The organism is Streptosporangium sp. CA-135522, from assembly GCF_050949235.1.
Classification (GTDB): Bacteria; Actinomycetota; Actinomycetes; order Streptosporangiales; family Streptosporangiaceae; genus Streptosporangium.
Map to the genome: position 1 here is coordinate 7865829 of NZ_CP192026.1, position 25114 is coordinate 7890942.

Here is a 25114-nt window from a genome sequence, read left to right on the forward strand (position 1 = left end):
TGGATCGCTCCGAAAAGCAGCTGATCACTCTCCCGAAATGTCACTCCCAGCTCTTAGGCTGGGGTTTGTGTTGTTGATCGACCTTGCGCGCACCTCCGCGGCCGTGGCTGCCGACTCCGCCCGGCTGGCGAAGATCGGCCATCTCGCGGAGCTGCTCGGCCGGGTCGAGCCGGACGAGGCGGAGATCGCGATCGCCTATCTCTCCGGTGAGCTGCCGCAACGCCACATCGGCGTGGGCTGGGCCGGCCTGCAGGATCCGCCGGAGCCCCGCCTGGCCGCGACCGCCACTCTGCGCCAGGTCAACGACCTCCTCGACCGCATCAAGGCCCAGGCGGGCCCCGGTTCCCAGGCTGCGCGCAAGACTCTGATCATCGAGCTGTTCGGCGCGCTCACGCGGCAGGAGCAGGCCTTCCTGTCCCGGCTGCTGCGCAGCGAGCTGCGGCAGGGCGCACTGGACGGGGTGATGATCGAAGCCGTCGCGAAGGCGTCCGGGGTGCCGGCGGCCGAGGTCCGGCGGGCACTGACCCTTCGTGGCTGGCTGCCCGCCGTCGGCGCCGCCGCGCTGAGCGGCGGGGTGGAGGCGTTGCGCGCCTTCCATCTGGAGGTCGGCCGCCCGGTGTCGCCGATGCTCGCGCAGAGCGCCATCTCCGTCGCCGCGGCCCTGGGCAAGCTCGGCGGTCCTGCCGCGATCGAGTGGAAGCTCGACGGCGTCCGAGTCCAGGCCCATCGCTCCGGTGATGCGGTGAGCGTCTTCACCCGCACCCTCGACGACATCACCGCCCAGGTGCCCGAGCTGGTCGAGGCGGTCCGCGCGCTGTCCTCCCAGGACCTCGTTCTGGACGGCGAGGTCATCGCGCTGCGTCCCGACGGGCGCCCCGAGCCCTTCCAGGTCACCTCCGGCCGGGTGTCCAGCCGCCTCGACGTGACCCGGGTGCGGGGGAAGACCCCGCTGCACGTGTTCTTCTTCGACGCCCTGCGCGTGGACGGCACCGACCTGCTCGACCTGCCGGGCGAGGCACGCCACGCGGCGCTGTCCGCGGCCGTGCCCCCGGCGCTGGTGACCCCCCGCCTGGTCACCGACGACGTCGCGATCGGCGAGGCGTTCTTCAAGGACGTCATCAGGAGCGGCCACGAGGGTGTGGTGGTCAAGTCGTTGCAGACTCCCTACGCCGCCGGGCGGCGCGGCGCCGGCTGGATCAAGGTGAAACCCCGGCACACTCTCGACCTGGTCGTCCTTGCCGTCGAGTGGGGCAGCGGCCGCCGGGAGGGCAGGCTCTCCAACCTGCATCTGGGTGCCCGTGACCCGCAGACCGGCGGATTCGTCATGCTGGGCAAGACCTTCAAGGGCCTGACCGACGAGCTGCTCGCCTGGCAGACCGAACGTTTCCTCGCGCTCGCCGAAGGCCCCACCGACGGCTGGACGGTCGTCGTCCGCCCCGAGCTCGTCGTCGAGATCGCCTTCGACGGGGTCCAGCAGTCCACTCGCTATCCCGGCGGCATGGCTCTGCGCTTCGCCAGAGTGATCCGCTACCGCCCCGACAAGAGCGCCGATCAGGCCGACACCATGGACATGGTGCGCTCCCTCATGCTGTGACCGTTTCACCGGCTCATGTTGTGACCGTTTCACCGGTCGCATGCTCTCCCTCGAGCACATCCACACCTTGATCGTGTCGCCGATCACACGACCGCTTCACCCCGATTCACCGGCCACGGCTCCTTCGAGCAGACCGCGCTCGCGACCATGGCGCACGCGCAGGTGGGACGACCGAGCCGAGGACGCTCATCGCACACCACCGCACGGGGTGGCGGCTCCCTGGCAGTGACGTCCCATTCCGGGACGCCCATGATCCAGCGTGCGTTCCCGCGATTTTCCGCAGCCCGAAGATCGCTATCCCCACACGGGCGTTTACCGGCTGATGACCGGGATTCGGTGGATCATTGGGAATTTGATGTTGTTTATTGATCATAGTGACATAAGTCACTATTGTCCGTTTAACTTGCCTTTACCGGTGGTTTGTCGCTTATTGTCGAGCGCATTACGCGGGAAGCACCCCTGTGCCCCGTCAATGGGATCGGCCGGTGCGCATCCCCCTCTCCCCCGCCCCGTACGGCCTCCCGTGTCCTGCCCCCGATTTTGGACCGTGGTTTCCCTTGGGCCTGCACTCCTTCACCCCGTCCCCCGACAAGCCTTCCTCGAAGCAGCCGCTGAGAAGCAGGCGAAACCTGGCCATCCTGGCCGCCGGCGTCGCGGCGGTGGCCGTGGTCTCCACCACCGCCTGGGCGATCTCGGCCGGTGACGACGCCTCGCAGACGACCGCCTCCGCCGGGCTGGCCGGTGCCCGGCCATCCGGAACCGCGCTCGACGGCTCCCCCTCCCCTCAGAAACCGGTGACCGGGAACGCGAAGGCCGCCGCCGACGAGATCACCACCCCACCCGGTGCCCCGTCCGCCACGCCTACGGCCACCGCCGGACCGGGCAAAGCGGCCGTCCCTGGCGAGACCGATGCCTCGAAGACGAACGGCACCCCGGGCGACGCCGTGACCTCCAAGACGAACAGCGCCCCGAGCGACGCCGTCTCCAAGGTGAAGAGCACGTCAGGCGACGGCGCCGCCCCCAAGGCGAAGGGCACCCCGACGAAGGCCCGGAAGGTCGCCGCCAAGCCGAAAATCCATGTGATCTCCAGCGGAGCATGCGGCGCCTCTTTCTACGACGAGGGGCAGATGACGGCCAGCGGCGAGCGCTTCAACCCCCAGGCGATGACCGCGGCGCACAAGACGCTCCCCCTGGGCAGCAAGGTCCGGGTGACCAATCCGGCCACCGGCGCGTCGGTGACCGTCCGGATCAACGACCGCGGCCCCTACGTGGGCGGACGCTGCCTCGACCTTTCCAAGGCGGCCTTCTCCGCCATCGGCAACACCGGCGCCGGCGTCATGCGGGTGAAGTACGAGGTTCTCGGCGCTTGATCCATCTCATCCGCAGTAACCGGTGAGCAGCGACAGGCCCGGCCGACGGTGGTGTCACAACCGGGCCGGCGCCAGTCGCGCAGCCGCCGCCGACACCGTCATGCCCGAAGCGGAGCCCGGGCGGTGACCGGTCCCTCTCAAGGGCCGGGGCGATCTTTTAGGACTGGACGATCACTCCGAGGCTGAACGATCCCTCTCAGAGGCCAGGGTGATCTCTTTGGGCTGAACGATCCCTCTCAGAAGCCAGGGCGATCTTCAGCGGCCGGGGCCGGCTTCCTCTCAGGAGGTCTGTCCCGTGCCGATCCGTCCAGGCTCTACTTCACCGGGCGCAGCGTGAACGGATAGCGGAAATTGCCCTCGCCCAGTGCCGCCAGGCCTCCCACCACGGACAGGACCACGCCCCCGACCCAGAGCACGGGCGTCGCCACGATGCCCACGACGGTGATCGCCAACAGCACGGTGGCCCCGAGCAGGGTCAGCTGGAAGTTGAGCGCCTCCACCGCGTGCTTGCGGATGTAGGGGGAAGTCCTGCCTGCGGCGAGCAGCATGATCAGCGGGCCGACGGCCAGCAGACCCGCCAGCGGTAGAAGGTGCGCCGCCGCCGCGCCCAGGCGCTCTCCTGCCGTGTCCGCCCGCACGTGGTGATGGTGGTCCTGTCCCATCGGGCCCATCACGGGCGGGTAGGGCAGGGGCGCGACCGGACGCGAGCCGTACAGCTCGTGCATGATCGGCATGAGGTCACCGTGGACACGGGCTGTCATCGCCCGCTCCAGCCGGTCGTCGAACTCGAACTTGTCGAACCGTCCCTCCGCGTAGGCGGCCTTGACATGCTCGACCACCTGCTCTCGATCCTGGTTGCTCACCCTGAGATCGGCGTGGCCGGGCCTCGCGCCGGGGGTCGGCACACCCCCGTGCCACGGACTCGACGTTGGTGTCACTGTGCCTGCCATGGAACCGAGATCCCTTTCGTCGCCGCTTTGTCTCCCATATTTGCCGCCAATTTTCGCCCGGTCCATCAGGATGAACCCTTGAATGTCCCTTAGAGTCCACCCTGACCTTCGGCCAGGAAACGTCGCGGAGAGGTATACAAGGAATCATGAGATGGCGGGATCGCTATGGGTTGAGGCGTCTACGCGGACCGAAGATCGCCAAGTTTGACCGTGAGGCGACCGACGCCGATGTTGAAGCGCTCATCGCCTTCGCGAAGTCGCGTCGCGGGGTGGAGTTCTACGTCGAACCGGAGACCTTCGCGACGGACACCACGGCGATGGCCATCGCCGATGACGGAGAGTGGACCCGGCGCCGGGTCGGCTCACCCGCGGTGATTCGTAAAGTGGCTCGCGACCTGGCTCTTCCCGTCTATGACGTGCAGCTGACCGGCTACCCACCCCGGATGCGGGCCTACAACGAGCGGCGCAGGCGCGCCGAGGGCTGACCGGTCACCCGGCCGTCTCCTCGGGCTCCTCCGGCGACTCGGGCTCCTCCGGTAACTCGGGCTCCTCCAACAGAGCGATCACGGGGAGCAGCCAGGTCAGGCGAGGGCTGCCCATCTCCCGGTCCAGCTCCTCGGGGCTGGGCATCCTGTCCCTCAGCGCGTGCGGCGGGAGCAGGTGGTGAAGCGCGTGCATGAGCAGGTTCGCCATGGAGTAATCCGGATCGACGTCACGCGCGCGGGTGAGGGCGATGCCGGCCAGCGCGGAGTCACCGTCGTACCAGGCGGCCACGCCGAGCAGTGAGGCGGCCGCAGGCACGAACCTCGGCTCCAGTCGCCGCGTGAGGTCCTGCCAGAGCCTGCGGTGGACGTCATGGGTGTCGTCGGTTACAAGCGCCCACGCCTCGTCCCGGATCCGGGTCACCGCCAGGTCCAGTCCCAGCCTGGCGGCCCGCTCGTCGTCGAGCCGCCCGCCGGAGGCGTAGGTGCCGATCGCCGCGCGGACCCGGGCCATCCCGTCGGCGACGAACTCCGCCGCCAACGTCTCGACGTCTTCGCATCCGGCGAGCCTGCCCCGCAGCTCGTCTGTCACACGGGCCGTGGCTCGGCGCATGGCGAGCCTCGCGGCTCCGCTGACGGGGTCGAGCGAGCGCTCCAGGGTCTCGCGATCGGGCAGGGCGACCAGCCCGTGAACGGTGGCCTCGGCGGCGACCGCGTTGGCCTGCCGTTCGTAGGGCGTGCCGTCGGTGGGACAGCAGCCGGCCCGGGAACAGAGATAGGACCAGTAACGGCCGCCCTCGACCCGGAGCGCGTCGACGAGGGTGACGCCGCCCTGGCGCAACAGCCCGACGGCCATGTCCACGGCCGGGGTCACCAGCGGGCCGGGACCGTAGCCGATGACGATGACCTGGCCGATCCCCTCTTTACGGAGGAGGGCGACGATCCGGCCGAGCCTCGGTCCGACCAGCGGCAGATCCCACCGGATGGTGAGATGAAGCTGCCCGCCGGTCGGACCTCCCTTCAGACCGACCACGATCAGGCTGTCGGCGGGGTGGAATCCCACGAGGTACGGCACGGCGCCGAGGATGTCTTCCGTGGAGCCGAGAAGCAGTCGGGGTCGTGAGGCGGGGAGAGCCGGGATGTCGGTTGTCATGGCGAGAGCATCGCCGGATCACGGCCGCGTTTTCGCGCCGAACCTGACTCTGTGGAGAATTCCGGCTCGTCCACAGTCCAGCCGAGCCGAAAGAGAGCTCCCATCTATGTGACGTCGATTCTTCCGAGGTCCGGACACGAGCCGAGGGGCGGTAACCGTCGCCGATCATGTCTCCGACGTCGGAAAACGCCCGATACAGTCCCGACCTGGCACGACGCGTCGCGTCAATCCGCTCGAAAAAACAAACCAAGAGAGTACGGCACTAAATTAGCCAATAATCAGAATGGGTAGGAAAAAGGACATCGATCGACCATCTCCGCCGGAGGCGCGCGAAGGTTCCGAGACGATCACGCACCGCCGTACCGGACCCCGGACGCGTCGAACTCCGCCCGCCGCCTTCGCGGGAGGCTCAGACGGGCGCCAGGCGGGCGCGGACCATGATCGCCGCTCCTGCGACGGCGGCGGGCATCGCCACCACCGCTCCCACCGGGATGAGGAAGATCAAGAACAGGAGCACCCCGAAGCCGAGAGCGGAGGCCTTGTTCCTGCGGAGCAGGGCGAAACGGCTTTTGCGCGCCATGCCCCGGCGCTCCATGGCCAGCGTGGTGAGCTCGACGGTGAGGAAGAAGCCCGAGACCATGACACCCAGCACCGGCACCACCGTCTGCCCGATCACCGGCACGAACCCGAGGAAGAACAGCGGGATGGTGAACAGCAGGACGTATCCAAGGGTGACCAGGCTGTCTCTGATGGATCGGGGAATCGATTTCCAGAGCGGAACCTCGTGCCCGCCCGGCACCTCGCCGTAGGTCTCCTCCACCTTCTCGGAAAGCTTCTCGTAGAAGGGCTCGCCCACGATCAGGGTCACCGCGGTGAAGGTCACCACGAACAGCACCAGCCCGGCACCGAAGATCGCCAGTCCGACCAGCGCCCGGAGGGCGTTCCGGGCCGCCTCACCCCACCCGTCCGCGAAGGGTGTCGCCCATTCGGCGAGTTCTCCGGCGTTGGTGCCGAGGAAGTAGAGCCCGACCGCGTAGAGGGCGAACACGATCAGGGCGGGGATCAGCCCGAACAGCCACCACCGGGGGTTGCGCGCGACCCAGCGCAACCCCTGGAAGAAGAACCCGATGCCGTCCACAAAGGAGCGGAAATGACCCATGCCCGGAAGATTAGCGGGATCGGTGGATCACCGCGCGGCGACGGCGGGAACCCCGCCCCTGCTACGCCGCACCGACACCGACACGACGCCGACACCGGTGGCGGCAGGGTCAGGCGCCCTGCCAGAGCGTGGCCACGGAGACGCCCAGGGCGGCGAAGAGCCGGCGGAGGAGAGGAAGGGAAATGCCCAGGACGTTGCCGTGGTCGCCGTCGATGCCGTCGACGAACCAGCCGCCGGGACCGTCCAACGTGAAGGCGCCCGCGACGCGGAGGGGCTCACCGGTGGCGATGTAGGCGTCGATCTCCGCGTCGGTGGGAGTGCCGAAACGCACCGAGGTGGCGCCCACCTCCGACACCTCCCGCCCACCGGCGACGTCGATCACGCAGTGCCCGGTGAGCAGGCGACCCTCCCGGCCGCGCATGCTCCGCCAGCGGGAGGCGGCCTCCTGGGCCGACGACGGCTTGCCGTAGGCCTGTCCGTCGAGCTCCAGCATCGAATCGCAGCCGATCACCAGTCCGCCGGTCAGCTCCCGAGCCACGACCGACGCCTTGGCGCGTGCCAGGGCCAGGCAGAGCTCACTCGGGCTGTCGGCGACGACCGCCTCCTCGTCCACTCCGCTGACGATCACCTTGGGATCGAGTCCGGCACCGCGGAGCAGGGCGAGGCGGGCGGGCGAAGCGGAAGCAAGAACGATCTCAGTCACGTCAATCGAGCCTAGCGCGGCTTCCTGTGCCCTCGTGCCGCGCGGCGGTGATCCCGCCCGTCGGGCCGCCACACGGGAGCCCCGCCGCCGCATGGGCTTCGGCCTCGCTCAGAGTCTCCTGTTCCAACAGGGCGATGACGATGGCGTCCCGCCGGTCGCGGTCGCCTCGCAGGACACGCAGCGCGATCTCTTGACGCGTTCCCCTGACGTCAGTTCGGGGAGGGCGTCAGTTCGGGGAGGGCGTCAGTTCGGGTAGGGCGTCAGTTCGGCCTGATCGACGAGATCGCGACGTTGATGTCGCGCCAGTACTTACGCTGGGCGTCGGGGATCGTCACGAAGACCATGGCGGGTTTGGCGGCGGGGATCTCCGTCACGGCGACGGCGGCCATGGAGAAGCGGAGCTTGCTCTTGACCTCGTACTTCACCCGGTAGGCGAGCAGCCAGCCGTCCTTGATCGGCTGGGAGGCGGTCCACGCGATCTCGGCGCCCCTGGGATGGTGGTTGAGCGTCCAGCGAGCGGCCAGCAGCGCGGTGTCCTTCGGGCTCTCCTGCACCTTGATCGGCACGGGGCAGCTCACGAACATCGCCCGAGTGGTCTGGCCCTTCACCTTCGGCAACACCTGCTTGGTGGAGAACGGCGAGGCGCCGAAGGTCTTCCACGGTTTGGCGAGCCTTACCAGCGACACACCTGATCGGGCGTCCTGCAGGCGGCGCTTGCTCTTGTGCTCCTTGCCGGGCAACCGGGCGAGCCGCTTGTCGCGCGGCACCCCGGGAACGCGGGGGTCGGCCAGCGCGGCGACCACCGCCGCGCTCCGCCCCTGCGCGGAGGCCGGGCTCACGGTCGACGAGGGCGACGGAGCCGCCGGGGACTCCGGGGACGCGGAAGCCGGCGACGCCGATGAAGAAGGCGCGGATGAGGAACCGGCACCGGGCGGGGGCGTCGCGGCAGATGGCGCGGCGATCGGCCCCGACGCTTGCCCGCCCGGTTGATCTGAGGAGCCGGAGTAGGTGAAACCGACCACGGCCGCGACCGCGGCCACGACCAGCGCGGTGACCACGGCGAGAATCCGGTAGATCACCCGCATCGGCAGGTCGCCGATGCGGGATCGCTTGACCGGTGAGCTCGTCGGGTTGACCGGCGGCTGCGGGGGGTCGTCAACGGCGATCTTCGGCAGCTCGGACGTGTCCGCCTCAGCGGTCACATATGCCGGTACAGAACCCGTCCCCCGGGTCCCCGGAGTCCCACCCAACCCATCGAGCACGATCGGGAGCGTACGACAAATCCGGTTTTCCCGTGCACGATCCCCATCACACTTCGGGAACGAGTGCCTTCCCGTATGGGACGGAACGCCCGCCTGCGATGATTCGGCGGTGCCCGTAGAACGCCAGGTGGAGCTCCGCTTCCACATCTCCTCACGTCAGGCGAGAACCCACACCAACCTGTCCGCCGTCCGCCCCGACGGCCTCGGTCTCTGGGTGGCGGGGGACGAGACCGCCACCGTCGAGTATCTGGGGTTGCGCGACGGCCGCTACGACGACCAGCGCACCTTCGCCCTGGCCGACTTCGTGGACCTGCCGGCCGGGCCGACGCAGGAGGCCGACATCGAGGGGCTGGCCCGGGCCGACGGCTGGCTCTGGGCGATCGGCTCGCACAGCCTCAAGCGCAAGCGGGTGAGAAGGGACCACTCTCCGGAGAAGGCCCGCCGCCGCCTCGGCACCGTGGTGCGCGAGGAGAACCGCTACATCCTCGTACGGCTGCCGCTCGTCGGCGCGACGCCGGTGCGCCGCGACGGCCCGCGCGCGGCCGCGATCCTGTGCGGTCCCGGCAGCAGCCTGGCCGACCTGATGGTGGGCGATCCGCATCTGACGCCCTTCCTGGCGGTTCCCAGCAAGGACAACGGCCTGGACGTCGAGGGCATCGCGATACTCGACGGCCGCGTGTTCGTCGGCCTGCGCGGTCCGGTGCTACGCGGCTGGGCCATGCTGCTGGAGATCCGGCCGCAGGACCATCCCCGGCACCCCGGCCGTCTCCGGCTCGCCCCGATCGACGAGGAGCCGTATCGGACGCACCTGCTGAACCTCGGCGGGCTCGGCATCCGCGATCTGTGCCCGCACCGGGACGGGCTGCTGATCCTGGCGGGGCCGACCATGGCTCTCGACGGCCCGGCCCGGGTGCTGCGCTGGCGGCCCACGGACGGACCGGCCGTGGAGCACGATCCGGAGTTCGTCATGGATCTGCCCCACGGGGACGGCTGCGACCATCCGGAGGGACTGGCCGTGCTCGACGACGAGCACCTCCTGGTGGTCTACGACAGCCCGTCCGCGGCCCGGCTGACCTCCGAGGGAGGAGTGCTCGCCGACATCGTCAAGCTGCCTGAGAGCGGCCATCCGGGCGATCCCGTCGTCATGACGATCTGAGCGATCCCGTCGTCATGACGACCTGGGCGATCCCATCACGATCCCGTCGTCATGACGACCTGAGCGGCCCGGAGCCCGCGGGACGGAAGCCTCCGTGCCGCAGCCAGGGAGCGTCGGCGACGACCGTGCACGATCCGGGCTCGATCTCGGTGAACCCCGCGTCCCGGACCACGGGCAGGCCCGAATCGACCAGTGCGGCCCATCCGGTGAGATCGACGGTCCGCACGGCGACCGACAGCCCCCGGTCGCGCCACGCCTGCCGGGCCCGCTCGTCGCTTCCCCACCAGGCGAGCTGGGCCGCGTGCCCGGCCTGGGCCATGGCCTTGCCCGCCGACATCTCCAGCCGGGGGTTGATCCACAGCGTCACCTCCCCCGGCGGCCCCGGCGGGGCCGAGTCGGTCAGGTCGGTGCCGGAGACCTGAAGCCTGGACAGGTCTTTGGGCCACTCGTCGAGTGGCACCGGCGGGTGAACCCTGACCTCGGCGCTGCCGGAGACGACCGTGATACCGGGCAGGTCGAGCACCCGGCGCCACTCGGCCCCCCGCGCCCGCCGTACGACCTTTCTGATCCCGATGGTCTCCCAGGTCCGGACCGGCTCGGCCCATTCGCCGCCGTCGAGGGCCCGGGGATCGTCGAGCAGCGTCAGCACCGCGAGCGCGGCCGCCTCCAGCGCGTCGGTGCGCCGTGGTGGAGCCGACCGCTCGATCCTGACCACGAGGGGGAGCACCTTCTGACCGGTCATGCGGCCTCCGCCCGCCGGGTGACCGATCCGCCCTGCCCGCCTTCGATCCCGCCGCTCTGTCCGCTTCGCTCGTTCACGCCTTCAAGGATGCCTTCTTCGCGATGGCCACGGACATCAGGGCCGCGATCAAGCAGAGAAAGCCCGCGCCGTACCAGGCGAGGTCGTAGGCCCCGAAGTGGTCGCGGGTGAGGCCCGCGCCCACCGCGGCGACGGCCGCGCCGACCTGGTGGGAGGCGAAGACCCAGCCGAACACCACCGCGCCCTCGGCACCGTAGATCTGCCGGCACAGGGCGACGGTGGGCGGAACGGTGGCCACCCAGTCGAGGCCGTAGAAGACGATGAAGACGAGCATGCTGGGCTCGGCGGTCGCTCCGAACAGGCTGGGCAGCACCATCAGCGACAGTCCGCGCAGTCCGTAGTAGGCGCCGAGCAGGATGCGGGAGTCGACCTTGTCGCTCAGCCAGCCGGACGCGATGGTCCCGGCGACGTCGAAGATCCCGACCAGCGCGAGGAGACCCGCGGCGGTCGGCTCGGCCATTCCGTGGTCGTGGGCGGCGGGGATGAAGTGGGTTCCGACCAGGCCGTTGGTGCTCATCCCGCAGATGGCGAACCCGCCGACGAGCAGCCAGAAGGGCTTGGTCCGCGCGGCGCTCCACAGAACGGCGAGCGCGTGCGCGGCGGCGCCGCCGGCCCTGGCCGGAACGGGGACCGCGATCGCGTCGGGGTCGGCGCCCAGGGCGGTGGTGCCCACCTCCTCGGGCCGGTCGCGCAGCAGGAACCAGACCAGGGGGACCACGGCGAGGGCGGCGGCGGTGACCGTGGCGGCCGCCGAGCGCCAGCCCTGCGCGACGGCCAGGTTGGCGAGGACGGGCAGGAAGATGAGCTGCCCGGTGGCGCCGCCCGCGGTGAGGACCCCGGTGACGAGGCCGCGGTGGCGGACGAACCAGCGATCGGTGAGGGTGGCGGCGAAGACCAGAGCCATCGACCCGGTTCCGAGACCGACCAGGACACCCCAGCACAGGACGAGCTGCCAGGGGGCGTTCATCAGGATGGTGAGCCCGCTGCCCGCCGCGACGAGCAGCAGCGCGCATGACACCACCCGGCGCATGCCGAAGCGGTTCATGAGGGCGGCGGCGAACGGGGCGGTCAGGCCGTAGAGCATGAGGTTGACCGAGACCGCCAGCGAGATCGTGCCCCGTGACCAGCCGAACTCCTGCTGGAGCGGGGTGATCAGCACACCGGGCGTGGCCCGGAACCCTGCCGCGCCGAGGATGGCCACGAACGCGACTCCCGCTACGATCCAGGCGCGATGCAGTCCACGCTTGCGTGTCTGAAGAGCCGTTGTCATGGGCCAATCATGGGATGCGGCCGACCGGCCTCACGAGTGGCCCGGGTGTCAATGTTCGCAAAGATCGGGCCACTATGGCCACGTCGGCGTGATCGGGGGAACCCGTTTCGCGCGGTGGGCGCTCTCCGCTCGCGCGATGAGCGGCGGGCGCTCCCGCTCACGTGGTGATCCGTTTCCGCGCCCGGCGACCCCCTTTTTCAGGTTCCGCAGGCGAACGGCCGCCTCGGCCTCGAAGGGGCGTCGAGGATCTCTGTCGGCAGACAAGATTCCTGCCTGATGACTATTCTACGAAAAAATATGAGGCAAAAACCCATTTTGTGAAAAGAAAATACCACACAGAGCCCCCTATCGGCGAACCCTGCGGCACGGCTCGCACCGCCGGGTCCACCACACCGACCGAAAAACGGCGAAAGTCATGTAAACCAACCCTTTCGTCACTCTACGTGACAGGAGGGCGACCTTCGGAAAAGTTTCCGAACAGCCCGGCTGTAGCGTTCCAGACACCGAATATTGTTCTAGAAATCTCCCGTCAGTCACTCTCTGTCATCTCATATACTGGGACTATTCGGTCAAACGTTACGTTTTTCCTTATCCTCACCAATTGGGGAGTTTCGCGCTTCACGCCCGACTTTGTTACAGCTTGGGGCGTCGCCGGTCTCAGGTCTGCAACACCCCAGTCGTCCTACTTGTCCGAGAGAGAGTCACGGTGCTCAGCTTTGTTCGACCAATGCTGGCGGCTGACCCCAGACCTGACGATTAAAGGAGTGCTGGCGTGTTCCAAGCGCGGACATCTGGCAAGTTTCTAGCTGCTGTGGCGGGGGGTGCGCTCCTGCTGACCGCCTGCGCAGGCAACGACGGCCAGGCGAGCAACCCGAGCTCCTCGGGCTCGGCGTCGGCTCCGGCCGCCTCGCAGACCGTCACCTGGGCGTTCGACCAGGAGTTCAGCTCCTACAACGGCAACACCGGCGCGGAGAACGCGGCCCGCAACAACCAGCCCCTGCAGCGCGTGCTCAGCGGTTTCTGGTACTACGGCGGCGACGGCAAGGTGACCCCGGACACCGACTTCGGCACCTACGAGAAGACCTCCGACGACCCGCTGACCGTCAAGTACACGATCAGCGACAAGGCCGTCTGGTCGGACGGCTCGCCGATCGACTGCGATGACCTGATGCTGTCGTGGGCCGCCAACTCCGGCAAGGTCAAGGGCTTCTCCGCCGCCGGCACCACCGGCTGGGAGGACACCAAGACTCCCGACTGTGAGAAGGGTGGCCGCGAGGTCACCATGGTCTACACCAAGCCGTTCGCCGACTGGGCCGGCGGCCTGTTCGGGAACACGCAGATCATGCCCGCACAGGTGGTGGAGAAGAAGGGCAACATCTCCGAAGAGGAGCTCATCGCCGCGGTCAAGGCCGCCGACGACAAGAAGCTCGCCGAGGCGATCAAGTTCTACAACGACGGCTGGATCATGAAGGGCGCGCTGCTCAGCGAGGACCTGATCCCGTCGTCCGGCCCGTACAAGCTCTCCAAGCTCGACGCCGGCCAGTCGCTCACCTACGTCGCCAACGACAAGTACTGGGGCCCCAAGCCCGCGACTCCGACGATCGTCGAGCGCGTCATCGTGCTGGACCAGCAGGCCCAGGCGCTGCAGAACGGCGAAGTCAACATCATCAACCCGCAGCCCGGTCCTGACGTGCTCAACCAGCTGAACGCCCTGCAGGGTGTCACGGTCAAGACCGCCCCGCAGTTCTTCTACGACCACCTGGACTTCAACTTCGACTCCAGCCCGTTCAAGGACCGGACCCTGCGCGAGGCGTTCGCCAAGTGCGTTCCGCGGCAGCTGATCGTGGACAACCTGATCAAGCCGCTGAACGCGGACGCCAAGGTCCTCGAGTCCCGCACCGTCGCCAGCAACCAGTCCCACTACGGTGACGTTGTCGCCGGCATCGGCGGCGAGGACAAGAAGTACGACCAGGTCGACATCGAGGGCGCCAAGGCCCTGGTGGACAAGGCCGGCAAGTCCGGCCTGGAAGTCAAGATCGGCTACAAGACCCCGAACCCCCGCCGCTCCTCGGTCGTGCAGCTGATCGCCGACTCCTGTAACAAGGCCGGCTTCAAGGTCGTGGACAAGGGCGCCGAGGACTTCTTCGGCAACGGCCTGGCCAACAACACCTACGACGTGGCGCTGTTCGGCTGGACCGGCTCCGACCTGGTCAGCGGCTGGGCCTCCACCTACACCACGGCCAAGAAGTGCGACTCGGAGAACAAGGGCAACAACAACGGTTGCTACTCCAACAAGCAGGTCGACAAGCTCATCAAGCAGATCAACGAGACGACCAACAAGCCCGACCAGACCCCGCTGATCGCCCAGGTCGAGAAGGCCATGTGGCAGGACCTGGCCACCATCCCGCTGTACGAGAACCCCAACCTCACCGCGTGGACCGATGATGTCGAGGGCGTCATCCAGAACCCCAGCCAGGCAGGTATCGGCTGGAACATGGACAAGTGGAGCCTGAAGTAACTTCACCGCCTCACCTCGCCAGCCGCCCCCACGGTTGACGGAGCATCATCCACACCAGGGTCGAGACTGGAAAAAGGCCACAAGCCCTTCTCCGGTCTCGACCCTGAGCCACTCAGTCCGCTCTTACCTGAACGGGAGGTGACGGAATGGTCGTCTTCATCGCGCGGAGATTGATCATCTCGTTTTTCGTCCTCCTGGCGGCCACCTTCATCATCTACGTCCTGACGGCGCTCTCGGGCGACCCTCTGGACGACCTCCGCCAGGACAACAGCCCTCAGAAGGCCACCAAGATGGCGGACCGCAGCGAGCGCATGCAGCTCGACGTCCCCATCCCCCTGCGTTACCTGGGTTGGCTCGGCAACATAGTCCGCGGCAACCTCGGCGTGAACCGCGACGGCCAGGACGTCTCGGTGATGCTGAGCAAAGCCCTGTCCGCGACCCTCCAGCTCGTCCTCGCCGCCACCGTGCTGGCGATCACGGTGGGCATCGTGATCGGCATCATCTCCGCGCTCCGCCAGTACAGCGGCTTCGACTACACCGTCACCTTCGCCGCGTTCGTCTGCTTCTCGCTGCCGCTCTTCTGGGTCGCGGTCATGCTCAAGCAGTACATGGCGATCGAGTTCAACGACTGGCTGAAGGACCCGACCATACCGATCGGCGCCATCGTCGCCCTCGCACTCCTCGGCGGACTGATCTTCGGCGCGCTCACCGCGGGTGCCCGCACCCGGCGGCTGACCGCCTTCGCCGTGGGCTTCGCGGTCAGCGGCGCGCTGTTCACGATCCTTTCGCTGACCCGCTGGTTCGCCGACCCCGGACTGGGCCCGGTGCTCATCCTCGCGTTCGGCCTCGTCGCGGCGGTGGGCTTCACCACGCTGTCCGCCGGGCTCCGGTACCGCGGCCCGCTGTACTCCGCCCTCGTCGCGGCGCTGATCGGCGCGCTGTGCTCGCAGGTGCTCGGCCCCATGCTGGCCGACCCGACCTGGCTGGAGATCATCGGCTTCCTGCTGCTGACCATCGCCGTCTGCGTCGGCCTCGGCTACGCCTTCGGCGGCCTGCAGCGCCGCCAGGCGATCAACGCCACGGTGCTGACCGGCGTGTTCACCGGTGCCATGGTCTTCCTGGACCGGATGCTCCAGGCCTTCTCCGCCTACAGCGCCACCGTGCGCGGCCGTCCCATCTCCACGATCGGCGCGCGCACCCCCAACTACAACGGCGACTTCTGGCAGCTCAACCTCGACAGCGCCGGTCACCTGCTGCTGCCGAGCATGGCGCTCATCCTGATCTCGCTGGCGACCTACACGCGCTACAGCCGGGCGAGCATGCTGGAGGTCATGAACCAGGACTACGTCCGCACGGCGCGCGCCAAGGGCCTGCCCGAGCGCACGGTCGTGGTCAAGCACGCCTTCCGCAACGGCCTCATCCCGATCACCACGCTGATGGCGTTCGACTTCGCCGGAGTGATCGGCGGTGCAGTGGTCACCGAGAACGTCTTCGGCTGGCAGGGCATGGGCCACCTGTTCACCAAGGGGCTCGAAGAGGTGGACCCGGCGCCGGTCATGGCGTTCTTCATCGTCACCGGGACCGCGATCGTCATCTTCAACATGATCGCCGACATCCTCTACGCCTACCTCGACCCGCGCATCCGACTGTCGTGAGAGCAACGGAGAACCCATCATGACAATCAACGCGCAGGATGCCGGGGCGGACACCGGCGCGCAGGGCATGACGATCGTCGCGCGAACCCAGTCACAGATGGTGCGACGCCGCTTCTTCCGGCACCGGGCCGCCCTGGCCGGGATGATCGTCTTCGGCTTCGTCATCGTGCTGTCGTTCACCTCGATCGGCTTCGGCGGCATCCCCGGCTGGTGGGACAAGGACTTCACGGCCACCGGAGCGCTGGTCAACCAGGGCAAGCCGACACTCGGCCTGATCCCCGAGTTCCTCGGCGGATCGGGCTTCCACTTCGGTGAGCATCCGTTCGGCCAGGACAACATCGGCAAGGACTACTTCGCGCTGACCATGCGCGGCGCCCAGCAGTCGATCATCGTCGCCTTCACGGTCGCCATCGTGGCCACCGTCGTCGGCGCCGTCGTCGGCGCCATGGCCGGCTACTACCGCGGCAAGGCCGAGGCCATCCTGATGCGCCTCACCGACGTCATGATCACCATTCCGATCCTGGTCATCGCGGCCGTCCTGGGCCGCAAGTTCGGCGAGAGCGGCGTCGTGCTGCTCGGCATCGTCCTCGGCCTGGTGATCTGGCCGAGCATGGCCCGGCTGCTGCGCGGCGAGTTCCTCTCGCTGCGGGAGAAGGAGTTCGTCGAGGCGGCCCGCGCGGTCGGCACCTCCGGCACCCGGATCATCTTCCGGCACATCCTGCCGAACACCGTCGGCGTGATCATCGTCAGCGCGACGCTGTCCGTCGCGAACGCGGTGCTGCTGGAGTCGGCCCTGTCCTTCCTCGGTCTCGGCGTCCAGGCCCCGGACACCTCGCTGGGCCAGTTGATCAACGAGTACAAGACCGCGATGGTCACCCGCCCGTGGTTGTTCTGGTGGCCGGGTATCTTCATCATCGCCATCGCGCTCTCGATCAACTTCATCGGCGACGGCCTGCGTGACGCCTTCGATCCCCGACAGACCCGGGTGCGTGCCTAATGACGACTCCTAACGTGCCGATCGAGCCCCGCAAGGGCGACGTGCACACCTACGACCTCGCGCCCAACGTGCTCGACGCCGCCGGGGAGGTGCATGTCGGCCTGACGCTGGACGCCGTACGGCCTCCCTCGGAGGAGGAGATCCTCAAGGTCGACAACCTGACCGTGGAGTTCCCGACCGAGGACGGCGTCGTCCGCGCCGTCCGGGGCGTCTCCTACAGCCTGCGCGAGCGCGAGGTGCTGGGAATCGTCGGCGAGTCCGGATCCGGCAAGTCGGTCTCCTCACTGGCCGTCATGGGCCTGCTGCCCAAGAGCGCCCGGATCAAGGGGCAGATCCTCTTCCGGGGCGACGACATGCTGAAGATGTCGCCGCGCAAGCAGCGGGGTCTGCGCGGCCGCAAGATCGCGATGGTCTTCCAGGACCCGATGACGGCGCTCAACCCCGTGCACACCATCGGCGACCAGCTCGCCGAGGCGGTGCTCGCGCACGAGCTGATGCCGCGCAAGGCCGCGCTGGCCCGCGCCAAGGAGATGCTCGACCTCGTCGGCATCCCGCAGGCGGAGGCACGGCTGCGCAGCTACCCGCACGAGTTCTCCGGTGGCATGCGCCAGCGCGCGATGATCGCCATGGCGGTCATCAACAACCCGGACATCATCATCGCCGACGAGCCGACCACGGCCCTCGACGTGACCGTCCAGGCGCAGATCCTGGAGAAGCTCCTCGAGGTCAAGGACGCGGTCAACGCGGCGATCGTGCTCATCACGCACGACTTGGGCGTCATCGCGGGAATGGCCCACCGGGTGCTGGTGATGTACGCCGGGCGCCCGGTCGAGATCGGCGACACCGACCCGGTGTTCGAGGAGCCCCGCATGCCGTACACGGCGGGCCTGCTCGGTTCGATCCCGTCCCTGGAGAACTCCGGCGGCCGGCTCCGCCCGATCAAGGGCACTCCCCCGTCTTTGATCAACATGCCGACAGGCTGTCCCTTCTCGCCGCGCTGCCCGCTGGCCGACGACAAGTGCAGGACGGTCGAGCCGGAGCTGGCCGAGACCGACAGCGGCGGGCACTTCGCGGCCTGCCACCACTGGGACCGGCTGGCGGCGGTCGAGGACCCGACCGTGTTCTTCCGCACCGAGAGCGAGACTCTGGCATGAGTGTGAAGACCGAGGAGACGCCCGCCGCCGAGCGGGAGCCGACCGGCGGCGACCACCTGCTCGAGGTCGACGACCTGGTGATGAACTTCCCCGTCCGGGGCGGTGGCTTCATGCGCCGGGTGGTGGCCCACGTCCAGGCCGTCAGCGGGGTGTCCCTCCACGTGGACGAGGGTGAGACCCTCGGCGTGGTGGGCGAGTCGGGCTGTGGCAAGTCGACGACCGGCCGGGCGATCCTGCAGCTGCACAAGCCCACCGCGGGCTCGGTGCGCTTCCAGGGCAAGGAGCTGACGACGATGTCGTCCAAGCAGCTACAGCCCGTACGGCGTGACATGCAGATCGTCTTCCAGGACCCGTACGCGTCGCTCAACCCGAAGATGCCCGTCAACGACATCATCGCCGAGCCGCTGAAGGTCCACGAGCGGTGGAAGGACGGCGGCCCGGAACGGGTGGCCGAGTTGCTGCGGCTGGTCGGTCTGAACCCCGAGCACGGCAACCGTTATCCGCACGAGTTCTCCGGCGGCCAGCGTCAGCGGGTCGGCATCGCCCGCGCTCTGGCCCTGGAGCCGAAGCTGCTGGTGCTCGACGAGCCGGTGTCCGCGCTGGACGTGTCGGTGCAGGCGGGCGTGGTGAACCTGCTGGAGGACCTGCAGGATTCACTGGGGCTGGCCTACATCTTCATCGCCCACGACCTGTCGGTGGTGCGGCACATCTCCGACCGGGTCGCGGTGATGTATCTGGGCAAGGTCATCGAGACCGGCCCCCGGGACGACCTCTACGACCGCCCCGCCCACCCCTACACCCAGGCGCTCCTGTCGGCCGCCCCCATGGCCAACCCGAAGGAGGAGCGCGCCAGGGAGCGCGTCATCCTCACCGGTGACGTGCCGAGCCCCCTGGACCCGCCGAGCGGCTGCCGTTTCCGCACCCGCTGCTGGAAGGCCCAGGAGATCTGCGCCGTCGAAGAGCCCGCGCTCGTCGACCGCGGCAACGGCCACCCGGTGGCCTGCCATTTCGCCGAGGTCGTCGCAGACTGACCGAACGCCGCGAGCCGTACGGGAGCCCCTCCCGTACGGCTCGCGGCGTTTTCGGGGTGATGCCCGCCGTCCGGCGAAGGCCGATGTCATGCCCATACCTGACAGTAGATGGCAGATATGGGCATGAGGATGGAGCCAGATTCACGGACTACAAGGAGATCCCCATGCCTCGCGCCACCGGTACCTTCAGCATCGACAGCTGGGAGCCTCGCCCCTACGACGAGGCCGAGGGAGCCGCGCTCTGCCACGTTCACGTGACCAAGACCTTCGACGGTGATCTGCAGGGCACCAGCACCACCGACATCATCACCGCGGTGGCCCAGGTCGAGACCTCGGCGGCCTACTGCGGCTTCGAGCGTTTCACCGGAACCGTGGACGGGCGCAAAGGCACCTTCGTGCTCCACCACACGGCCACCAGCCACGCCGGGGAATCGACCCTGAGCTGGACGATCCTTCCCGATTCCGGTACCGGCGAGTTCCTCGGCATCCGAGGCGAGGGGCAGATCGTCAATGACGACGGCGCCCACTCCTTCCACCTCGACTATGAGCTCGGCTGACCCTGAGGAAGGCGGCTACGCCCGGCAACGGGGCCTGCGGAGCAGGTGACTCATGGCGTAGTGGTGGTCGTGGGCGAGATGGTCGGGCAGCCACGCCACCGGCGTTCAGCGCGCTTGTTTCCCGCCGGGGCCGGGCTCGGCGAATGCCTGCCGGCCGTACACGAGCAACTCGCGCACCGCGGGGTTGTGCGTGCTCCTCCAGACCAGGGCGAGCAGTGCGGGTGTTTCGACGTCGTCGATGGGCAGGACGGTGAGCCGGTCGAGGTGGTGCGAGGCCATCGAGTCGCTGAGGACGGCGACGGCGAGCCCGCGGGCGGCGAGGTCGGCGATGGCGTCCGCGGCGCTGGCCTGCAGCGCGATCACCGGCTGGAGGTTCTGCGCCGCGCAGGCCTGGTCGAACACCGTGCGCAGGCCGGTGCCGGGTGGCATGCACACGATCGGATAGGCGCCCAAGTCGCGCAGAGCGACTCGCCGCCGGCTCGCCAGGGGGTGCCCGGCCGGGACCGCCGCGACGAGCCGCTCGCTGACGATCGTCATCGCGTCCAACCCGTCGGGTGCGGCGGTCGCGGTGCCGATGAGGGCCAGGTCGACGGTGCCGGCGCGCACACCCTCGGCGAGTCGATCCGAGTTGTCCTCCAACAGTGAGATCTCCACGCCGGGATGCGCCCGGTGGAAGGCGGCGAGGGCGTCGAACAGCGGCGTGATGGTACATCCGGTGACCATCCCGACCGTGAGCCGGCCCCGGATCAGGTCGGTCACCTCACCCACCGCCTGGCCGACCGCCTCGGCGGCGGCGAGCGCGGCGCGGGCGTGTTCGAGCGCGGCCTTTCCCGCGACGGTGAGGGTGGCGGTGCGCGCCGACCGATCGAACAGCTCGGCACCGAGTTCGCGCTCCAGCTGGCGGATCTGGGCGCTGACGCCGGACTGGCTGATGTGCACCCGCTCGGCGGCCCGGGTGAAATTCCGCTCCTCGGCTACCGCGACGAAGTATTCCAGCTGCCTCAGCTCCATAACCAAGGATTCTAGTTTCTATGAGAACCATCTGTTGGACTTCTGATCAACTGGTGGCCACGCTGGGAGGTGTCGAACCCCGCTCCCAGGAGGAAGCTCATGCCGGAGTACGAGAAGGCCATGCGCCCCGAGGACATCACCCGCCTGTTCGTCGAGCGGTCCACCGCCGGTGACGCGGCCGGAGTCGCCGCGCTCTACGAGGAGGACGCGGTGACCCCGCCGGGAGACGGAGCCGGCACCCGCGCGCAGGTCGTCCGGCGCCAACCCGACGGAAGCCGGCTGCGCCTGCTCGACCAGCCCGAGTTCGTCTCCCCCACCCGCTGAATCCCGGCCACCGCCGCGAGAGACAGCGGTGACGACGCCGGCAACCGACACAAGGAGCATGATCGTGGCCACCTTCGTTCTCGTCCCCGGCATGTGTCATGGCGGCTGGACCTACGGGCCGCTCACCGAACAGCTGCGACTCCACGGTCACCGCGCGTACCCGCTGACGTTGACCGGGCTCAGCGAGCGCGACCATCTGCTCAACGCGGGGGTGAACCTCGAAACGCACATCCAGGACGTGGTCGGCATGCTGGCGGCCGAGGAGATAGAGGACGCGGTCCTGGTCGGCCACAGCTACGGGGGAATGGTGATCACCGGAGCCGCGGACCGCGTGCCGGATCGGGTGGACTCCCTGGTGTACCTGGACGCCGTCGTGCCACAACACGGCGACTCCTGCTGGACCCTCGTCTCCGACCAGGAGCGGAGATGGTACATGGACGTGACGGAGAGCGGTCATTCGGTACGGCCACTGCCGTTCTTCGAGTCACGCGCCACACCCCATCCGCTCGCCTCGCTGCTCCAGCCGATCCAGCTCACCGGCGACCTCGTGCGGCTGCGGCGCAGAGACTACGTGTACGCGGCCGGGTGGGACGGCGAGTCACCGTTCACCCCTATCTACCAGCGGTTGCGTGGCGACCCGCTGTGGACGACACACGCGCTGGACAGCAGGCACAACCTCATGCGGGACGCGCCGGAGGAACTGCTGAAAATCCTTCTCGAGGCCGTTCGACCCGGCTGATCGTCGCCGGCGCGGTCCTCTCGCCCGGCGGCCTCGCCGGGCCGCCGGCCGGCACCGGGCTGGGCATCGTCTTCAGCGGCGCGACCCTCCCGATACCTCGCCGACCGCACCTCGACCGCCGCCACGCCGGCATGGACCGCTGTCCTCTGCGCCGTCGCGGCTGTGATCGCCATGACCGAGCGGACCCGACCGCGGTAGAGGAGCGGAGGCTGGGCGGTGGAGCGGGAGCGGCTCTCACCCGAAACGGGAACTCGGATCGACGCCGGTCAGGTCGCGGCTGACGGTCCACAGGCGCGCCGCGAGCTCGGTGTCGGCCAGGAGGCCCCGTACGGGTTCGGGTCTGGGCAGGCCGCGGATTCCGAACGCCCGGGGACCCCACAGCTGGCCGCCCCGGACGGACGGGTCGAGGACCGCCCTGACGGCGGACCACGCGGCGGCTTCCTTGCCCTGCAGGAGAACGCCCAAGGGCAGGCCACGCAGCCGTTCTCCAACGGTCCGGACGTGCATCGGCGGGCGTGAAGGGGTGAGGGAGTCGAGCGCGCCGCCGGGATGGATCACCACACTCTGCACGGTGCTGCCGGCGGCGCGCAGGCGACGGTCGAGTTCGAAGCCGAAGAGCATCTGCGCGAGTTTCGACCGCGCATAGGCGCGCTTCGGCTGGTAGTCCTGCGCGCTCTGGAGATCGTCGAGGTCCACGGACTTGGCCGTGAAGCTGCCGGTGGTGACGACGCGGCTCGCGTGCGCCGCCGTGAGCAGCGGCGCCAGCCACCAGGTCAGCGCGAAGTGCCCGAGGTGGTTGGTCGCGAACATCAGCTCGTTGCCGTCTCCGGTTTCGCGGCGCGACGGCTCGTCGAGCAGCACACCGGCGTTGTAGACGACCGCGTCGAGACCGTCCGGCTCCAGCGCGTCCGCGGAGGCCCGGAGCGAGGACGGATCGGCGAGGTCCAGGGGAATGCGGCGTACACGGGCGCCGGGGACGTGCGAGCGGATCGAGGTCATCGCGGCTTCGGCCTTCGCGCTGTCGCGGCTGCCGAGGACGACGGTGGCGCCGGTGCCGGCGAGCTGCTCGGCGACGAAGTATCCGATGCCCGCGTTGCCGCCGGTGACCAGGAAGGTCCTGCCCTCGGCAGGTGGCAGCCGATGGACGTCCCAGTGGCCCCCTGCCGGGTCCGGGCTGTGGTGGGTGGACATGGAGGGCTCCTTGCGGGGATGGGCGGGCCGGCGGGTCAACGCCGACCTGAAGTCACTATGAAATCATAATCACTATGAATTTAGACATATTTCAGTTTCGGCTAGGATGGCGGCATGGCGACGATGGGGCGGCGTGAGCGCAAGAAGGCGCAGACCCGTCAGGCATTGACCGATGCGGCGATACGGTTGTTCTCCGAGCACGGGTACGACAAGGTCACCGTGGCGCAGATCGCCGACGAGGCGGACGTTTCCATCGCCACCCTGTTCGCGCACGTGCCGGACGGCAAAGAAGCCCTGATCTTCGACGACGGCATCGAACGGCGCGCCGGCCTGGTCACCGCGATCCGCGACCGGCCCTCCGGCCAGCCGATCCTGGCAGCCCTGCGCCAGTTCATGGCCGGCCGAGGCCCCTTCACCACCGACATGCCGCCCGAACTCCAGCGCCTACGCGACCTGATCGTGAGCACGCCCGCTCTGCGGAACTACTCGCGCAAGCTCTGGATCGCCAGCGAAGCGACCCTGGCCGAAGCGATCGCCGCAGAGAACGACCGCGACCCCTCGGACATGACCATCCGCGCCCTGGCCCGCTACGTGCTGGAGATCCCCGACCTCGCGGGCGCCGAACCCGACCCCCTCGCAGCGATGAACGCCATCTTCGACCTCCTCGAATCCGGCTGGCCCGGGCCGCCCAAGGGAGATCGCTGATCGGCGATCGCCGATCGCCGATCTGCGACGCGCGAGTGACCGCTTCGACGAGCCGCGGGACTCCCAGGCCGCCGGCCTCCACACCACGGACGGCAGGACGGTTCATCACCCGGACCTTGGACCCCTCACGGTGGACTGCGACATCCTCTGACGCTCACCGCACCCGCTCGCACGAGCCCGCCGACGGCCACGCCGGCCGGGAAAACGACGAGATCCCGCCCGATCGGGTCGATCGGACGGGATCTCGCCAACTTCCTTCAGGCCATCTCAGGAACGGCCTTGCGTGGGGTGTTCACGAGAGCGTGTGACCTGGCGGAATGGACACGGCGGACGCTGGACCAGCGCCGATACCGCCGGCGGACTGCGGTCGCACCACGACCCGGCTGTCGACGAGGACGCGCAGAGCGCCACCGGCATCCGCCCAAGACCTGCATTCCGGGTCCCGAGCGTATGCCGGTGTCCCCCGTCGTACGCCTCACACCGTCTTGATGCCGCCGCCCTCGACGAGGTAGTCGGCGCCGGTCATGCTTGCCGCGCGGTCCGAGGCGAGGAACGCGACGACGGCCGCGACCTCATCGGGTTCGACCATGCGGCCGGTGGTCATGCCCATCGCCGCGGGCACCCCGGACACGAAGTCGCGGTGCCCGACGCCGTTCGCCTCGGCAAGGCGGGCGCCGAAGCTGTCGTCGTCCTCCCACATGCCGGTACGTGTCGGGCCAGGGGAGACGGTGTTCACGCGTACGCCCTGGGGTCCGAACTCCTCGGACAGCGCCTTGCCGAACGCGTTGAGGCCCGCCTTCGCGACGCCGTACTCGATCGGACCCGTGCCCGGCAGGCGCGCACTCATCGACGAGATGTTCACCACCGAACCGCGGCGTTCCAGGATGCTCGGCAGCAGTCGACGGGTGACCCGGACCGTGCCGAACAGGTTGACCTCGAAGCTCTGCGCCCACAGGGTGTCGTCGGTCGCGAGGAACCCATTCAGGGTGAACGCGTCTCCGCCGCCCAGGTTGTTGACCAGGATGTCCACGCCGCCGAGTTCGGCGAGCGCCTGCGCCCCCAACTCCTCGGCGCCTTCCGGCGTGCTCAGGTCGACCGCGACCGGGTGGGCACCGGCCTCCTTCAGTTCGGCGGTGATCGTGCGGGCCGCGCCGACCACTCGGACCCCCTCGGCGACGAGCTGCCGCGCGATCGCGAGGCCGATGCCTCGGCCCGCCCCGGTGACGACCGCGGTCTTGCCGACGAGATCGAGCTCCATGTCAGACTCCTTACAAGTTTTTGAACTACAGGTACAGAACAAGTCCATAAAAAAG

23 protein-coding genes are annotated in these 25114 nt (G+C 68.7%); 13 read left to right on the forward strand and 10 right to left on the reverse strand.

Going from position 1 to position 25114, the window contains the following annotated elements; genetic code table 11:
- Positions 1 to 67: 67 nt before the first annotated feature.
- Both ACQPYK_RS37100 and ACQPYK_RS37105 read left to right on the forward strand, forming a co-directional pair.
- On the forward strand, positions 68 to 1594 hold the full coding sequence (locus tag ACQPYK_RS37100) for an ATP-dependent DNA ligase (protein WP_433241933.1): 1527 nt from the start codon (positions 68 to 70) through the stop codon (positions 1592 to 1594).
- A 557-nt stretch (positions 1595 to 2151) separates the two neighbouring features.
- Positions 2152 to 2964, forward strand: a complete 813-nt coding sequence (locus tag ACQPYK_RS37105; RefSeq protein ID WP_433241936.1) for a septal ring lytic transglycosylase RlpA family protein — start codon at positions 2152 to 2154, stop codon at positions 2962 to 2964.
- Positions 2965 to 3278: 314 nt separating this feature from the next.
- Here the strand turns inward: ACQPYK_RS37105 and ACQPYK_RS37110 are convergent, their stop codons facing one another.
- On the reverse strand, positions 3279 to 3827 hold the full coding sequence (locus ACQPYK_RS37110) for a DUF1707 and DUF4870 domain-containing protein (protein ID WP_433241939.1): 549 nt from the start codon (positions 3825 to 3827) through the stop codon (positions 3279 to 3281).
- Positions 3828 to 4060: 233 nt separating this feature from the next.
- Here ACQPYK_RS37110 and ACQPYK_RS37115 point away from each other — a divergent pair, with 233 nt between their 5' ends.
- Entirely contained in the window at positions 4061 to 4399 is a 339-nt protein-coding gene (locus tag ACQPYK_RS37115) for a hypothetical protein (RefSeq protein WP_012893614.1), read from the forward strand.
- A gap of 4 nt (positions 4400 to 4403) precedes the next feature.
- Here ACQPYK_RS37115 and ACQPYK_RS37120 read toward each other — a convergent pair whose 3' ends face one another.
- The 4 genes from ACQPYK_RS37120 to ACQPYK_RS37135 all read right to left on the reverse strand — a co-directional run bounded on the left by ACQPYK_RS37120 (position 4404) and on the right by ACQPYK_RS37135 (position 8613).
- Entirely contained in the window at positions 4404 to 5549 is a 1146-nt protein-coding gene (locus ACQPYK_RS37120) for a DUF4192 domain-containing protein (protein ID WP_433241942.1), read from the reverse strand.
- A 409-nt stretch (positions 5550 to 5958) separates the two neighbouring features.
- Positions 5959 to 6708: an EI24 domain-containing protein gene (locus ACQPYK_RS37125; protein ID WP_433241945.1), complete on the reverse strand. Its 750-nt coding sequence runs from the start codon at positions 6706 to 6708 to the stop codon at positions 5959 to 5961.
- 109 nt (positions 6709 to 6817) lie between these two features.
- A complete protein-coding gene (locus ACQPYK_RS37130) occupies positions 6818 to 7411 on the reverse strand; it encodes a Maf family protein (protein WP_433241948.1) in 594 nt (197 codons plus the stop codon).
- A 260-nt stretch (positions 7412 to 7671) separates the two neighbouring features.
- Positions 7672 to 8613, reverse strand: a complete 942-nt coding sequence (locus ACQPYK_RS37135) for a hypothetical protein (RefSeq protein ID WP_433241951.1) — start codon at positions 8611 to 8613, stop codon at positions 7672 to 7674.
- A 169-nt stretch (positions 8614 to 8782) separates the two neighbouring features.
- Here ACQPYK_RS37135 and ACQPYK_RS37140 point away from each other — a divergent pair, with 169 nt between their 5' ends.
- A complete protein-coding gene (locus ACQPYK_RS37140; RefSeq protein ID WP_433241954.1) occupies positions 8783 to 9829 on the forward strand; it encodes a DUF3616 domain-containing protein in 1047 nt (348 codons plus the stop codon).
- A 49-nt stretch (positions 9830 to 9878) separates the two neighbouring features.
- On the opposite strand, the gene ACQPYK_RS37145 is transcribed toward ACQPYK_RS37140, so the two are convergent.
- Both ACQPYK_RS37145 and ACQPYK_RS37150 read right to left on the reverse strand, forming a co-directional pair.
- Positions 9879 to 10571 (reverse strand): peptidyl-tRNA hydrolase, encoded by a 693-nt coding sequence (locus ACQPYK_RS37145; RefSeq protein WP_433241957.1) that lies wholly within the window; start codon positions 10569 to 10571, stop codon positions 9879 to 9881.
- A gap of 73 nt (positions 10572 to 10644) precedes the next feature.
- Positions 10645 to 11919, reverse strand: a complete 1275-nt coding sequence (locus ACQPYK_RS37150) for an MFS transporter (protein ID WP_433241960.1) — start codon at positions 11917 to 11919, stop codon at positions 10645 to 10647.
- Between the two features lie 811 nt (positions 11920 to 12730).
- On the opposite strand from ACQPYK_RS37150, the gene ACQPYK_RS37155 reads away from it, so the two are divergent.
- The 6 genes from ACQPYK_RS37155 to ACQPYK_RS37180 all read left to right on the forward strand — a co-directional run bounded on the left by ACQPYK_RS37155 (position 12731) and on the right by ACQPYK_RS37180 (position 19831).
- The gene (locus ACQPYK_RS37155; protein WP_433241963.1) at positions 12731 to 14437 is read left to right on the forward strand and encodes an ABC transporter family substrate-binding protein; all 1707 of its coding nucleotides are present in this window, start codon (positions 12731 to 12733) and stop codon (positions 14435 to 14437) included.
- A 146-nt stretch (positions 14438 to 14583) separates the two neighbouring features.
- Positions 14584 to 16092, forward strand: a complete 1509-nt coding sequence (locus ACQPYK_RS37160) for an ABC transporter permease (RefSeq protein WP_433241966.1) — start codon at positions 14584 to 14586, stop codon at positions 16090 to 16092.
- A gap of 19 nt (positions 16093 to 16111) precedes the next feature.
- Positions 16112 to 17089: an ABC transporter permease gene (locus ACQPYK_RS37165; RefSeq protein WP_433241969.1), complete on the forward strand. Its 978-nt coding sequence runs from the start codon at positions 16112 to 16114 to the stop codon at positions 17087 to 17089.
- The gene (locus ACQPYK_RS37170; protein ID WP_433241972.1) at positions 17089 to 18243 is read left to right on the forward strand and encodes an ABC transporter ATP-binding protein; all 1155 of its coding nucleotides are present in this window, start codon (positions 17089 to 17091) and stop codon (positions 18241 to 18243) included. Before ACQPYK_RS37165 ends, ACQPYK_RS37170 begins: the two co-directional genes overlap by 1 nt.
- Positions 18240 to 19274 (forward strand): ABC transporter ATP-binding protein, encoded by a 1035-nt coding sequence (locus tag ACQPYK_RS37175; protein WP_433241975.1) that lies wholly within the window; start codon positions 18240 to 18242, stop codon positions 19272 to 19274. Before ACQPYK_RS37170 ends, ACQPYK_RS37175 begins: the two co-directional genes overlap by 4 nt.
- Before the next feature lie 164 nt (positions 19275 to 19438).
- A complete protein-coding gene (locus ACQPYK_RS37180) occupies positions 19439 to 19831 on the forward strand; it encodes a DUF3224 domain-containing protein (protein ID WP_433241978.1) in 393 nt (130 codons plus the stop codon).
- 105 nt (positions 19832 to 19936) lie between these two features.
- On the opposite strand, the gene ACQPYK_RS37185 is transcribed toward ACQPYK_RS37180, so the two are convergent.
- Positions 19937 to 20842: a LysR family transcriptional regulator gene (locus ACQPYK_RS37185; protein ID WP_433241981.1), complete on the reverse strand. Its 906-nt coding sequence runs from the start codon at positions 20840 to 20842 to the stop codon at positions 19937 to 19939.
- Between the two features lie 99 nt (positions 20843 to 20941).
- Between ACQPYK_RS37185 and ACQPYK_RS37190 the strand changes: the two genes are divergently transcribed.
- Both ACQPYK_RS37190 and ACQPYK_RS37195 read left to right on the forward strand, forming a co-directional pair.
- Positions 20942 to 21166, forward strand: coding sequence for a hypothetical protein (locus ACQPYK_RS37190; protein WP_433241984.1), 225 nt, complete (start codon positions 20942 to 20944; stop codon positions 21164 to 21166).
- Positions 21167 to 21224: 58 nt separating this feature from the next.
- A complete protein-coding gene (locus tag ACQPYK_RS37195; RefSeq protein ID WP_433241987.1) occupies positions 21225 to 21905 on the forward strand; it encodes an alpha/beta fold hydrolase in 681 nt (226 codons plus the stop codon).
- Positions 21906 to 22139: 234 nt separating this feature from the next.
- Here the strand turns inward: ACQPYK_RS37195 and ACQPYK_RS37200 are convergent, their stop codons facing one another.
- On the reverse strand, positions 22140 to 23096 hold the full coding sequence (locus tag ACQPYK_RS37200) for an SDR family NAD(P)-dependent oxidoreductase (RefSeq protein ID WP_433241990.1): 957 nt from the start codon (positions 23094 to 23096) through the stop codon (positions 22140 to 22142).
- Between the two features lie 114 nt (positions 23097 to 23210).
- Between ACQPYK_RS37200 and ACQPYK_RS37205 the strand changes: the two genes are divergently transcribed.
- Positions 23211 to 23801, forward strand: coding sequence for a TetR/AcrR family transcriptional regulator (locus ACQPYK_RS37205; protein WP_433241993.1), 591 nt, complete (start codon positions 23211 to 23213; stop codon positions 23799 to 23801).
- A 475-nt stretch (positions 23802 to 24276) separates the two neighbouring features.
- Here ACQPYK_RS37205 and ACQPYK_RS37210 read toward each other — a convergent pair whose 3' ends face one another.
- The gene (locus ACQPYK_RS37210; protein WP_433241996.1) at positions 24277 to 25059 is read right to left on the reverse strand and encodes an oxidoreductase; all 783 of its coding nucleotides are present in this window, start codon (positions 25057 to 25059) and stop codon (positions 24277 to 24279) included.
- Positions 25060 to 25114 lie beyond the last annotated feature (55 nt).